Source organism: Curtobacterium sp. PhB190, from assembly GCF_004365385.1.
In the GTDB taxonomy this organism is placed as follows: Bacteria; Actinomycetota; Actinomycetes; order Actinomycetales; family Microbacteriaceae; genus Curtobacterium.
Window position 1 is genome coordinate 222,930 of the sequence record NZ_SODN01000002.1, and the last position, 11,319, is coordinate 234,248.

Below are 11,319 nucleotides of genomic sequence, written 5' to 3' on the forward strand. Positions count from 1 at the left end.
ACGAGCACCAGGGGACGCACATGACCGGGACACCGAGGACGACGGGCCGCCACCGCGCGGCACGACGCCACCGGTGGATCCTGCCCGTCGCGCTCGCCCTGGTCGTCGCCGTCGCCACGGCGCTCCTCGGCGTCGGCGGGACCTACGCCCTCTGGAACGGCACCGCCAGCACCGCGGCCACCACCGTGAAGTCCGCGACCGCGACGATCACCGTCGGCACCCTGTCGACGATGAACACGACCGTCCTCGGACCGGGTACCGGAGTCACCGGCACCTTCGCCGTGAAGAACACCGGTTCGATCCCACTGTCGATGCGCGTCGCCACGACGTCCACGAACGTCGCCTACGCGACGAACGCGTCGTCGGCGGCCGTCCTCGGCGAGCTGACGCTCCGTCTGACCAACGTGTCATCGGCTGCGGCCTGCACCGCCGGGCTGTCCGGCGCGAGCGGCCGTCTCGCCGCCTTCGACACCGGTAGCGGTTCGTTCACGCTCCAGCCCGGTGCGAGCACCGTCGGCTGTGTCGAGCTGGTCCTCGACGCCGACGCGCCGCAGAGCGTGTCCGGCGCCGTCACCGACTTCACCCTCACCGTCACCGGAACGCAGGTCTCCGCATGAACCGCCGTCTCCGGCTCGTCGTCGCCGTGCTGCTCACCGCCGTGTTCGTCGGCGGTGGGTCGAGCGCCGCCTGGGCACTGTGGAGTGCGTCCGGCACCACGGCCTCGAGCGTCACGATCGGCAAGGTCTCCGCCTCGATCGCCGGCACGAGCGCGCTGACCACCACCTTCTCGTCCACGGTGACGTCGGTCACGAAGCCGATCACGCTCACCAACTCGGGCTCCATCGCCGGCACCGCGACGACCACCGTGTCCGTCGTCGCCGGCAGCTCGACGGCGCTCGCGCAGGCGGTCACCGTCGTCGCGTGGCCCGTCGCCACGACCGCGGCGTGCACGACGAACACCGCGGTCGGCAGCGGCTCGGTCACCGGCACCTGGGCGTCACTGCCGAGCATGACGTCCAAGCTCGCCGCCGGCGCCTCGGCCATCTGGTGCACCCGCAGCACGCCCAAGTCCTCGGCGCCGGCATCCGCCACGGCCAACGTGAACGTGAACCTCACCGTGGCGAGCGGCAGCTGGACCTCGGGCGTCGTGCAGGGAGGCTTCTACCTGAACACCTCGGCAGCGGAAGCAGCGCTGACCTGCAACGACCACAGCGGCAACTACGTCGACGTCACCTGGGACGCCGCAGGCCGCCCCAAGGAGACCTGGTACGCCGCCTACGTCGGGACCACGCCGGTCGGACAGAAGGCCCAGGACTACTCGGCGTTCATCACCATCGCCCCGAGCGACATCCCGGCGAGCGCGGGTACCTCCGGCACGCTCACCGTCACGGTCAAGGTCCTCGACAGCGCCGGCAACCCGACCTCGACCGTCGCCGGCAGCGGCCCGGTCACGCTCTTCACGCAGAACAACGGCGCGGCGATCCGGTGCGGCGCGTGACCCGCGCGGCGGCTCGTCCCGAACGTGCAGAGCGCTCCGGTGGGCGTGCGGTCGTGCACGCCGTCGTCCTCGGTCTCAGCACCGGGCTGCTCCTGCTCGTCGCGGCCCTCGCCGTCGTGCTCATCGTCGTCCCCAAGGCCACCGGGTCGATGCCGCTGACGGTCCTGACCCAGTCGATGGAGCCGACGCTGCCCCCGGGCACCCTGCTCGTCGTCCGCCCGACCGCCGTCGACGACATCGAGGTGGGCGACGTCGTCACCTACCAGATCGTCTCCGGCCAGCCGGCCGTCATCAGCCACCGCGTGACCTCGGTGTCCTCGTCGTCGAACGGGGCGCGCACGTTCGTCCTCAAGGGTGACAACAACGCGAAGGCCGACCCGGACCCCGTCGCCGCCGCGCAGATCCGGGGAGTCGTCTGGTACAGCATCCCCGAGATCGGTGTCGTCAACCAGCTCGTCAACGGCTCGCGGAGCTGGCTCATCCCGACCGTCGCCGGCGTCCTGTTGGCGTACGGCGGCGTGATGATCACCATCGGCACGGTCACGGCCGCGCGCCGTCGACGTGGGGCGTGCGGGCGCGGGCGACGTGCGACGGCCGGTCACGGGCGCCGCAGGGCATCGCACCGGGGCTCGGGGCAGGCCCCGGTCTAGGCTCGGTGGACGTGACCGACGGAGTGCAGCGAGCGAGGGAACTGCTCGACGACGCTGCACGACGGCTCCGTGCCGCCGGGGTGCCGGACGAGGCGCTCGGCGAGTACGCGCAGCCGAAGGCGGTGCTCGGCATCCGCCGCGAAGCGACCATGCGGCCCCTCGGTCGCGTGTGGCGGGTCGGTGCGCTGCTGATCGGGTCGTCGCTCGAGTCCGGCGGTCGGGTCTGGGCCACCGGGGCGATCACCCGGGTCACCGATCCGGGCCGGGCGCAGTTCCAGTCGGTCTCCGCCGAGGTCCGTCGGGCCTACCGTGCTGCTGCGGCGAAGGGACACTTCGCGGCCGGCGACACCGTCAACCACGGCGCCACGGCGATCGCGTTGGACGGGACGCTCGTCGGCTCGACCGGGGTGCTCTTCGTCGAGGACGACGTGCCGCTCGTCCGCTGGTCACCGGCTGCCGGCTCCGCCGTCCCGCTCGCCGACTACCTGGCCGACCGCGTCGGGTTGCTCGTCGAACCGCCCCGGGGTGCGACCGACTGACCCGCTATCGTGACGGCATGGACGGACAGCAGCCGCGCGAACGACGCAACCCCTGGTGGGCGGTGCTGCTCGTCTTCATGTTCGGGGGCGTGCTGTCGCTGGTCGCCGGTCGGATGCTGCCCTGGCAGGACCAGGACCGGCAGGACCCCGACTACTGACGGCTGGCGGAGCCGCCCGACGGTCCGAGACCGAGGCAGAACGCCATCACTGCTTGCTGCACCGGGAGCAGTGCGGCCTTGAACCCGTGCCCGACGAACGCGGGGTGTTCCACGGCATCGGCGCTGACCTCACGGCCACGCACGAACGGCGGACACGGGTCGAAGCGGGCTCCCGTCGGCGCGAGGTCGAGGAGCGCCGCGGTGATCCGGTACGACTCAAGGGCGTCGGCGTGCGCTCCGGGGCCGTCCGTCAGGATCACGTCCGCCGACCGCACGGCAGTCTCGAGGTCGTCGGTCCATGCAGCGCCCGGCGTTGCGAGGCCGGCCGGGCAGCATTGGACCAGGTCGAGTCGCAGGACTCGAGCAGCTTCCTGCCATGCCCTGGCGATGTTGCCGTCCGCCCCGACGAAGAGGAAGCGGAGCGACGAGATCTCCCCACGCTGCCGCAGTGCGTAGAGGTCGGAGAGGACCTCGCACGGGTGGTTCTCGTCGGTCATGGCGTTCACGACAGGCAGCGCATGCGCGGCAACCAGTCCCTCGATGACGGCGAGGTCACGGTGACGCACCACGATGATGTCGACCCAGTTGACGAGGTACCGGGCGACGTCTGCCAGCGCCTCTGGCTTGTCGAGCGTCGTGTCCGGGAACACGATCGGACCGAGCCCCATCAGCGAAGCACCCTGCTCGAACGTCACCCTGGTTCGCAGACTGGTCGGCGGGAAGAACATGGCTGCCGACCCCGCCGTCACCGGTCCCCGGCCGTGCTGGTACGCGTCAGCAAGCTCGAAGACCGCATGGACGTCGGACGGAGACCAGTCATCGAGCTTGGCGAGAGAACGCATCCCACCACCGTAGGGACTGTCCGGAACAGCGTGTGCTTGGAGGGTGTCAGCCTCAGCCGAACTCGTCCGATCGATACGCCACCGATGCGCCGCTGAGGAAGACCACCTGGGCACCAACGCCGACATCGGCTTGGATGCGCGCTGCCGTCCGGAGCCCGAGTGCGCGGGTCTCGGCGTCACCGAACGGCGTCCCGACTCGTTCGGTGAGGGCACGCCAGTGCACGATCGCCTTCGCGGTGCCATCACCAGTACCCGCGGCGCGTGCCGACCGGACGTCCCGCTCCCCGTCACGCAAGAACTCGACATCGGTTCCGGGCCGTGCACTCGGCAGCACGACGGCAGTACCCGCCTCGGCCACCGTGTCGATGCCGGCGCCGGCTCCGCACCAGACATGAGCATCGTCACCGAGCTCGAGTTGCACACGGCTCGCGAGCACGAATGCTTCGACGCGATGAGCCACGGACCGCTCCGGAAGGCCAGTCGAAGTCGGGCTCCCCGTGGGAATCGAAGACGTCGTTCCACGCCCGGAGGTCGTCGCGCAGCGGCCTGCTCAGCCCGAGTGCTCCCGCATCAACGCTCCCGATGCACTCGCGCGACCCGCGGTACCAGAGCGGGGAGTCGTCCACCATGTACTCGGCCATCACGAGGACGATCGCGCTCACCACTCGCCCAGCGTACGACGCCAGAACGGGAGGGTGCGAGCGCGGCCGGCGTGCACGACACTGTGATCGACATGAATGCCTCGTCTGTGCACGACCACCTGCGCCGCCGCCGATGGAGCAGCATCATCGGGCTGACGCTCGTGATCGTGGTGTCGCTCACCGCCTGCTCCGGCCGTGCGACGCCGGTTGACGACGCTTCCGCCTGGATGGAGAACGTCCAGGATCGGTGGGCGGACCAGCCCGGCGAACTCGGCGCTGGTGCCGGGACCAACGACGCGTCGAGTCGGCTGTCCCTGGGCGTCGCAGACGGCGGCGAGCGCGCACACGTCCGCGTGTCCGTCGCCTGCCAGGGACACGGAACCGTCCGCATCGCCGTCTGGGGTGGTCGCATCGCCGACGGCGCTGACACCGGCAGGGAGCTCGCGGCGCGCTCGGTCCAGTGCGGCCACGACGAAGACCTCTACGTCGTGACGTCGGCCGACTCGATCACCATCGGGCCGACGGCAGGTGACTCGACCGTCAGCTGGTACGCCGCCGCCTACGCCAATCTCGCAGCGCAGACGCACTGAGCGGAGCTAGCGGACGACATCCCACCCTGCCGGCATCTGCGGAGCGGACCAGTTCGGGTCCGGCACCCACCGCGACCAGTCGGTCTCGAACGGGAACGAGCCCGCGTGCACGGCCGCAGCGGCATCCTCGCCGGTGCGTTCGATCATCGCGCGGTCTGCTTCCGTGACCAGGCCCTCGTCCGTGTAGAACGCGAGTTCGTCTTCGTCCTTGTACCGAACCGACCAGCGGCCCGCATCGTCTCGGGTCGCGATGACGTCGAGGGTCCAGTCCTGGCTGTCGAAGCCGACGGAGGTACGCACCCATGGCAGCTCGAGGTTGATGTACCAGTCCGGCAGCCACTGCGTCCCATCGTGCCAGCGCCACACCGACCACGCTGCGCCCTTCGGGTGCACGCGGACCACGGTCGCTCCGAACCAGCTGTCCTCGACGTAGGAGCCGTCCCAGTCCGAGGGGAGGACGAGCCGCGCGTTAGGTCCGCTGCCGGTACCGGCCCGGCGACGGACCGCGGAGCCGAGCGGACTCGCGACCACCGCGACGTCGTCGTCATCGACGAGGACTCGACCCGCGACGGCGAAGGCGACGGCTCGACCGTGCGAACCGAGCGCGTGCAGACTGCGGAGGACCACGGATTCACCGGAGCGGAACGGTTCGCTCCGCACGTCGTTCGCAACATCGCCGTGCATCCGGTGATGCTCTCACAGGAGTTCTCGGTCACCGCACCCTGCATCACGATCCGGTGTCGAGCCCCGTGCTCTCCCCCGCGCTCTGTCAGGATGCCGCTCATGGGGGACCACAGAACGACCGCATCGGTGACCGGGGCGCTGCTCGCGCTGATCGTGCTGACGGGCTGCGCGGTCGAGAGCAGCACGGCCTCGAGCGGCCCGTCGACGAGCAGCACGCAGGCCGGCGCCACGACCGGAGAACCGACGGGCGCTGCGGGCACGTACGCCACTTCCGGGGACGGCGCCGGCCCCGGCGCCGACAGCCCACCGCAGTACGGGCTCAACAAGCGGCACCACGACCGCACCGACCTGAGCGCGGAGTCGGCGGCAGCGCTCGACGTCGCACGTGCTCAGGTGGAGCGGGAGCTCGCCGCGCAGTCGACCCCGGTCCTGCAGCCCGCGGTCGAGGAGATCCTCGACGGCGTCGGAGCACCGAACCGCTGGATCGTGACGACGCAGACCGGCGGGAAGGTGCTGTTCGAGGCACAGGTCGAGATGTCCGGGTGCCTGATCGGCGAGGTCCAGCGCGACGGCACGGCCGAGGTCACGGCCGCGGGCTGGGTCCTCGACGGCGGATGCCACGCCCTCGACGGGCACTGAACGGTCCGACCGGCACCGAGCGCTCCGACGAGCACTGCGCCCCGACAGAACCTAATCTTGTCGGATGCTCTCCCGACGCGACGCCGCCGTTCGACTCGACATCACCCTCGAGATGGCGACCCACCACGGAATCCCCTCGCGTCTCAGCGAAGCCGAACTCGACGCGATCGAACAGGATCCGCCCGCGTGGCTCGTGCAGTCCCGAGCGAACCGCACGGGTGCCAAGAAGGTCTGGGTCCGCCTCGAGTGCGTCGTCTGCGCGTTCGCCGAAGAAGCGCGGCCGAAGAAGTGGTGGCCGGAGTGGGACTACCTGATGTGCGACTACCACGAGCCGTACCAGGCGCCGGAACCGACTGCGGGGCTCACCCGACGTGAGGTCGAGGGCATCGGCAGCCGGTTCATCGCCCTCGTCGACGAACGCCCCTGACTGACAGCTCCACCCCACTCGCTGGGTACGGTCCACCCATGCCCTCCGAACGTCGTCGCCTGGTCCTCCCCGGACAGTACGGCCCCCTGTTCGACGACGGCGGTCCCGCGCTCGTCGTCGAGGCACGCGAGTTCTTCACCGCTCGCCCCGTCCACCGGGCGAAGGCCCACCTCTGGTTGAGTGCCCTGCGCCACCGCGTCCACGAACTCGGTGACCGTGCCGAGCTCGTCCAGGTCGACACCCTCCGCGAGGCGTTGACCGGCCGCGACGACCTCGAGGCGATCGATCCGCCGTCCCGCACCCTCCGCGCGCAGATCCGGCACTGGAGCCGGGGCACCGTGATCCTGCCGAGCCGCGGGTTCGTGACCGACGAGGACGAGTTCGCGGAGTGGGCGGCGCAGGGCACGGGTCGGTTCCGCATGGAGGACCACTACGAGCGTGTCCGGCGCCGTGAGGGCTGGCTGCTGCGCGACGGCAAGCCGATCGGTGGGAAGTTCAGCCTCGACGACCAGAACCGCCAGCCGCCGCCGAAGGGCGCGACGACCCTCGGGCTGCCCGAGCCCTGGTGGCCGGACGAGGACGACATCGACGACCAGGTGCGGCACGACCTGGACCGATGGGAGCGGGACGGCACCGCCCGGTTCGTCGGCCGCGACGACACCCGTCGGTTCGCGGTGACGGCGGACGAGGCCCAGCGTGCGCTCGACGACTTCGTCGCGGTGCGCCTCGGCGACTTCGGGCCGTTCGAGGACGCAACGTTGACGAACGACTGGACGATGGCGCACTCGCTCCTCAGCGTGCCGATGAACCTCGGGGTGCTCGATCCGCGGCAGGCGATCGACGCCGCCCTCGAAGCGCACCGCACCGAGGCCGCACCGCTCGCCAGCGTCGAGGGCTTCGTCCGCCAGGTCGCTGGATGGCGCGACTACGTCTGGCACCTCTACTGGTGGTTCGGCGACGACTACGGCGCATCGGAGAACGCCCTCGGCGCGCACGGACGCCTGCCCGACTGGTGGCGCGAGCTCGACGCGTCGGAGATCGACGCCGTCTGCGTGCGGACCGCGATCGAGGGCCTGCACGACCACGGCTGGCTGCACCACATCCAGCGCCTCATGGTGCTCGGCAACTGGGCACTGCAGCGCGGCTACGACCCGGTGCACCTGACCGAGTGGTTCACCGACGTGTTCGTCGACGGCACCGACTGGGTGATGCCGGCGAACATCATCGGCATGTCCCAGCACGCCGACGGCGGGATGGTCGCCACGAAGCCGTACACGTCGGGCGGTCGCTACATCGACCGGATGTCGGACCACTGCGGGGGCTGCCGCTTCGACCCGACGAAGCGGGTCGGCGACGACGCGTGCCCGTTCACGGCCGGGTACTGGGCGTTCCTCGCGCGCACCGAGCCGGCACTCCGTGACAACCACCGGATGGCCCGCCCGCTGCAGCAGATGCGGTCGCTGGCGGACCTCGACGAGGTCATCGTGCAGGAGGCCCGTCGCACCTTGCCGTGACGTCACCCGGTCCCGATAGGGTCGTGAGCGTGAGCAACGAGGCATTCGACGACCGCTACGAGCTGCGCGAGTTCGCGCCCGGGACGGATGACGAGGGGGCACCGAACGCCGAGACCGGATCGTGGATGCAGGCCGTCGGCCTCGGGTTCCACGAAGCCGATCCGGACGCCGAAGGTGCAGCCCGTATGGCGTCCCACTTCATCGCCGACGAAGAGACCTTCCTGGGCGTCTACGTCCGGAAGCCCTTCCCCGGGTCCGTCGACGAGACCTGGCCCGCCGGCACCTTCACGTGGTTCCGCAAGGCACTGAGCTGGGGCGACGGGTCGTCCGTCGACACGCAGGCCATCTCCGCGGTCACCGTCCGGCCCACCGAGCGTCGCCGCGGCATCCTGCGCCGCATGATGACGCACGCGCTCGAGCGCGGTGTCGCCGAGGGCTACGCCGTGGCGTCCCTGACCGCGTCCGAGGGCACGATCTACCGCCGCTTCGGCTTCGGCAGCGCGATCCGCGAGCGCGCGGTGCGCGTACGTCGCGAACGCGCACTCCCCCTCCTCGCCCCGACGTCGGGCTCGGTGTCCGTCGTCACGCCGCAGTGGCTCGCCGACGGCCCCGGCAAGGCGGTCTTCGAGCGCTTCCACACCCGCACGCCCGGCTCGATGGTCCGCAACGCGGGCACCTGGCCGGTCGTCTTCGGACTGCTCGGCAACGACGGCCAGAAGGCGAAGGACGTCCGTGCGGCGGTGCACCGCGCCGAGGGCACGGACGAGATCGACGGGTACGTCACCTGGCGCGTCAAGGAAGACGGGTCCTCCGACACCGCACTCGAGATCGTCGACCTGGTCTACGCGAACGACCAGGCCTACACGGCGCTGTGGGAGTTCGTGCTGTCGATCGACCTGAACGACGTCGTGAAGTACAACCGCTCGCGCCTCGACGACCCGATCGTCGCGGCCCTCGGCGACAACCGTGCGTACGACGTCGACCACGAAGAGGACCACGTCTGGCTGCGCGTCCTCGACGTGGCCGCCGTGCTCGAGTCGCGGCCGTTCGCCGTCGACGGCTCGCTGACACTCGCGGTCACCGATGCGCTCGGCCACACGACCGGCACGTACCGGCTGGACGTCCAGGAGGCCCGTGGCAGCGTCACGCGCATCGCCGACGACGTCGACGTGGCCGGTTCCGACGTCCAGCTCGACGTGGCAGAGCTCGGAGCGCTGCTCATCGGGTCGGTCTCGCCCGTCACCCTGGCGGCCGCCGGCCTGGTCCGCGCTGCGGACCCCGCGTCGATCGAGCTGCTGCGCGCGATGCTCCTGCCCCCGCGGACCCCGCACGGCATCACCTACTTCTGATGGACGTCCAGGACCTGAGCGACGAGGTCGAGGCCGTCTCCGCGTTCTACGCCGAGCGGCACGGCATCGACCGCACCGACGAGTGGTTCGTCCTGAAGCTCGGCGAAGAGGTGGGTGAACTCACGCAGGCGTTCCTCGCGCGCTCGGGTCAGGCTCGGCGCAAGGGCCGCACGGACGACGAGATCGAGCAGGGTTTCCGGGACGAGATCGCGGACGTCCTCGCGCAGGTCCTGCTCATCGCGCGGCACTTCGACGTCCCGCTCGATGCCGCTGTTCGTGAGAAGTGGGCGAAGTGGCACCCCGATCGGCTGGCGGCGGAAGGTTGAGCAGGGCCACGGAGCCGCTGGCACGTGCACGGCAGGTGGTGTCGGCGGTGGCGAGCCGGACACTGCGCCCAGCGCTCGTCGATCGCGTTCAGCTCGACGAGCGGACCATGTCCGCGGTCAGCGCGTTCGACTGGCTGGATGCGGACGGACCCGATGTGGCGCTGCTCGGCCGTACAGCGCAGGATCTGCAGCGTCTGCAGGCGCCGGCCGCGCTCCTGGAGTTCGACCGGATCCACCGGATGCCCGTGAAGGACGACGAGCGGCTCCCGCTGTCGACGCGCATCGTCGAGTTGGTGTTCGAGCGACTCGGATCGTCACGCCCGGTCACCGAGGCGGTACTGAACGCCGCCATCGCGATGTTCTGCGAGGACGTCGCGATCGTCCGACGTGACGCCGTCGACCTCGGTGTGGTCGATCGGACCGACGACGGCTCGTCCTACCGGTACGTGGCGGCGGGCTTCCGCACGGCGTAGCCTCCGCGCCATGAACGACGACGCGGTGGTCGAGTGGCTGCTCGACTCGGACCCGGCGATCCGGTGGCAGGTCGAGCGTGATCTGGTCGGTGCGCCGCCGTCCGTGTGGCAGCAGACCCGGGCGCGGGTCGCGACCGAGGGTCTCGGGGCGGCGATGCTCGCGCACCAGGACCCCGACGGGCAGTGGGCCGGCGGCGCGTACTTCCCGGCGGACTTCGACTTCGACGGTCCCGAGGCGGACGAGCCCGGGCAGCCCTACACGGCGACGACCTGGTCGCTGAACGCCCTGCGCGATTGGGGGCTCGACGCCGCGGTCCTCGGGGACACGGCTGCTCGGCTCGCGACGAACAGCCGCTGGGAGTACGAGGACCTGCCCTACTGGAGCGGCGAGGTCGACTGCTGCATCAACGCCTTCACCCTGGCGAACGGCGCCTGGCTCGGTGCCGACGTCGGGCAGCTGGCGGAGTGGTTCCTCGACCACCAGCTGGACGACGGTGGCTGGAACTGCGAGTGGATCGAGGGGTCGACGGTGTCGTCGTTCCACTCGACCCTCAACGTGATCGAGGGGCTCCTGCAGCACGAGCAGCTGACCGGCGGCAACCACCCCCGAGCAGCGGAACTCCGAGCGGCTCGACTCCGCGGTACCGAGTACCTGCTCGAACGACGGCTGCTGTTCCGGAAGCACGACGGCGAGCTCGTCGGGCCGTGGGCTACCCGGTTCGCGTACCCGCTGCGCTGGATCTACTCGGCGCTCCGGGTCACCGACCACCTGCGGGTTGCTGCGCTGCAGGACGGTACCGCGCCGGACGCCCGGGCGGCCGAGGCGATCGAGGTCGTCCGTGCCGCCAGGAACGACGACGGGACGTGGACCCAGGGAACGCGGCCGCCGGGTCGGCAGTGGTTCGAGGTCGACGTCCCCGAGGGCGAGCCGTCGAAGTGGCTCACGCTCCACGGCACCCGCGTGCTGCGCTGGTGGGACGCCACCTGAG

16 protein-coding genes are annotated in these 11,319 nt (G+C 70.7%); 13 read left to right on the plus strand and 3 right to left on the minus strand.

Going from position 1 to position 11,319, the window contains the following annotated elements; all coding sequences use genetic code 11:
* Nucleotides 1–20 precede the first annotated feature (20 nt).
* Genes EDF47_RS03800 through EDF47_RS19720 form a run of 5 tightly spaced genes read left to right on the plus strand, consistent with a single transcriptional unit; the run spans nt 21 to nt 2,845 of the window.
* The gene (locus tag EDF47_RS03800; RefSeq protein ID WP_123291955.1) at nt 21–617 is read left to right on the plus strand and encodes a TasA family protein; all 597 of its coding nucleotides are present in this window, start codon (nt 21–23) and stop codon (nt 615–617) included.
* A complete protein-coding gene (locus EDF47_RS03805; protein WP_131879495.1) occupies nt 614–1,498 on the plus strand; it encodes a hypothetical protein in 885 nt (294 codons plus the stop codon). The genes EDF47_RS03800 and EDF47_RS03805 overlap by 4 nt, the downstream gene beginning before the upstream one ends.
* Complete coding sequence (locus tag EDF47_RS03810; protein ID WP_243698073.1) at nt 1,495–2,148, plus strand: signal peptidase I; 654 nt, start codon at nt 1,495–1,497, stop codon at nt 2,146–2,148. The genes EDF47_RS03805 and EDF47_RS03810 overlap by 4 nt, the downstream gene beginning before the upstream one ends.
* Before the next feature lie 11 nt (nt 2,149–2,159).
* Entirely contained in the window at nt 2,160–2,687 is a 528-nt protein-coding gene (locus tag EDF47_RS03815) for a hypothetical protein (protein ID WP_131879500.1), read from the plus strand.
* Between the two features lie 17 nt (nt 2,688–2,704).
* Nucleotides 2,705–2,845 carry a hypothetical protein gene (locus EDF47_RS19720; RefSeq protein WP_165901085.1) on the plus strand — a complete coding sequence of 47 codons (141 nt, stop codon included), beginning with the start codon at nt 2,705–2,707 and terminating at the stop codon, nt 2,843–2,845.
* Here the strand turns inward: EDF47_RS19720 and EDF47_RS03820 are convergent.
* A complete protein-coding gene (locus tag EDF47_RS03820; protein WP_123291951.1) occupies nt 2,839–3,687 on the minus strand; it encodes an ornithine carbamoyltransferase in 849 nt (282 codons plus the stop codon). The two genes, EDF47_RS19720 and EDF47_RS03820, sit on opposite strands and share 7 nt — an antisense overlap.
* A 52-nt stretch (nt 3,688–3,739) precedes the next feature.
* The gene (locus EDF47_RS03825) at nt 3,740–4,147 is read right to left on the minus strand and encodes a hypothetical protein (protein ID WP_131879502.1); all 408 of its coding nucleotides are present in this window, start codon (nt 4,145–4,147) and stop codon (nt 3,740–3,742) included.
* A 273-nt stretch (nt 4,148–4,420) separates the two neighbouring features.
* On the opposite strand from EDF47_RS03825, the gene EDF47_RS03830 reads away from it, so the two are divergent.
* Nucleotides 4,421–4,918: a hypothetical protein gene (locus EDF47_RS03830; protein ID WP_131879504.1), complete on the plus strand. Its 498-nt coding sequence runs from the start codon at nt 4,421–4,423 to the stop codon at nt 4,916–4,918.
* A 6-nt stretch (nt 4,919–4,924) separates the two neighbouring features.
* Here the strand turns inward: EDF47_RS03830 and EDF47_RS03835 are convergent, their stop codons facing one another.
* Nucleotides 4,925–5,545: a DUF402 domain-containing protein gene (locus EDF47_RS03835; protein WP_165932360.1), complete on the minus strand. Its 621-nt coding sequence runs from the start codon at nt 5,543–5,545 to the stop codon at nt 4,925–4,927.
* Between the two features lie 156 nt (nt 5,546–5,701).
* On the opposite strand from EDF47_RS03835, the gene EDF47_RS03840 reads away from it, so the two are divergent.
* From EDF47_RS03840 to EDF47_RS03870, 7 genes are all read left to right on the plus strand, one after another.
* On the plus strand, nt 5,702–6,241 hold the full coding sequence (locus tag EDF47_RS03840) for a hypothetical protein (protein WP_133937976.1): 540 nt from the start codon (nt 5,702–5,704) through the stop codon (nt 6,239–6,241).
* A 64-nt stretch (nt 6,242–6,305) separates the two neighbouring features.
* Nucleotides 6,306–6,668, plus strand: a complete 363-nt coding sequence (locus tag EDF47_RS03845) for a hypothetical protein (RefSeq protein ID WP_123291944.1) — start codon at nt 6,306–6,308, stop codon at nt 6,666–6,668.
* 38 nt (nt 6,669–6,706) lie between these two features.
* Complete coding sequence (locus EDF47_RS03850) at nt 6,707–8,182, plus strand: cryptochrome/photolyase family protein (protein ID WP_133937978.1); 1,476 nt, start codon at nt 6,707–6,709, stop codon at nt 8,180–8,182.
* 29 nt (nt 8,183–8,211) lie between these two features.
* The gene (locus EDF47_RS03855; RefSeq protein ID WP_131879514.1) at nt 8,212–9,531 is read left to right on the plus strand and encodes a GNAT family N-acetyltransferase; all 1,320 of its coding nucleotides are present in this window, start codon (nt 8,212–8,214) and stop codon (nt 9,529–9,531) included.
* Nucleotides 9,531–9,857 carry a MazG nucleotide pyrophosphohydrolase domain-containing protein gene (locus tag EDF47_RS03860; protein WP_131845820.1) on the plus strand — a complete coding sequence of 109 codons (327 nt, stop codon included), beginning with the start codon at nt 9,531–9,533 and terminating at the stop codon, nt 9,855–9,857. Before EDF47_RS03855 ends, EDF47_RS03860 begins: the two co-directional genes overlap by 1 nt.
* 107 nt (nt 9,858–9,964) lie before the next feature.
* Nucleotides 9,965–10,330 carry a DUF2087 domain-containing protein gene (locus EDF47_RS03865; RefSeq protein ID WP_131845821.1) on the plus strand — a complete coding sequence of 122 codons (366 nt, stop codon included), beginning with the start codon at nt 9,965–9,967 and terminating at the stop codon, nt 10,328–10,330.
* A gap of 10 nt (nt 10,331–10,340) precedes the next feature.
* On the plus strand, nt 10,341–11,318 hold the full coding sequence (locus EDF47_RS03870) for a squalene cyclase (protein WP_131879516.1): 978 nt from the start codon (nt 10,341–10,343) through the stop codon (nt 11,316–11,318).
* Nucleotide 11,319 lies beyond the last annotated feature (1 nt).

Coding starts and splice junctions, on each gene's coding strand:
- EDF47_RS03800 (WP_123291955.1), top strand. CDS start 21: ATGACCGGGACACCGAGGACGACGGGCCGCCACCGCGCGGCACGACGC.
- EDF47_RS03805 (WP_131879495.1), top strand. CDS start 614: ATGAACCGCCGTCTCCGGCTCGTCGTCGCCGTGCTGCTCACCGCCGTG.
- EDF47_RS19720 (WP_165901085.1), top strand. CDS start 2,705: ATGGACGGACAGCAGCCGCGCGAACGACGCAACCCCTGGTGGGCGGTG.
- EDF47_RS03820 (WP_123291951.1), bottom strand. CDS start 3,687: ATGCGTTCTCTCGCCAAGCTCGATGACTGGTCTCCGTCCGACGTCCAT.
- EDF47_RS03830 (WP_131879504.1), top strand. CDS start 4,421: ATGAATGCCTCGTCTGTGCACGACCACCTGCGCCGCCGCCGATGGAGC.
- EDF47_RS03840 (WP_133937976.1), top strand. CDS start 5,702: ATGGGGGACCACAGAACGACCGCATCGGTGACCGGGGCGCTGCTCGCG.
- EDF47_RS03845 (WP_123291944.1), top strand. CDS start 6,306: ATGCTCTCCCGACGCGACGCCGCCGTTCGACTCGACATCACCCTCGAG.
- EDF47_RS03850 (WP_133937978.1), top strand. CDS start 6,707: ATGCCCTCCGAACGTCGTCGCCTGGTCCTCCCCGGACAGTACGGCCCC.
- EDF47_RS03860 (WP_131845820.1), top strand. CDS start 9,531: ATGGACGTCCAGGACCTGAGCGACGAGGTCGAGGCCGTCTCCGCGTTC.
- EDF47_RS03865 (WP_131845821.1), top strand. CDS start 9,965: ATGTCCGCGGTCAGCGCGTTCGACTGGCTGGATGCGGACGGACCCGAT.
- EDF47_RS03870 (WP_131879516.1), top strand. CDS start 10,341: ATGAACGACGACGCGGTGGTCGAGTGGCTGCTCGACTCGGACCCGGCG.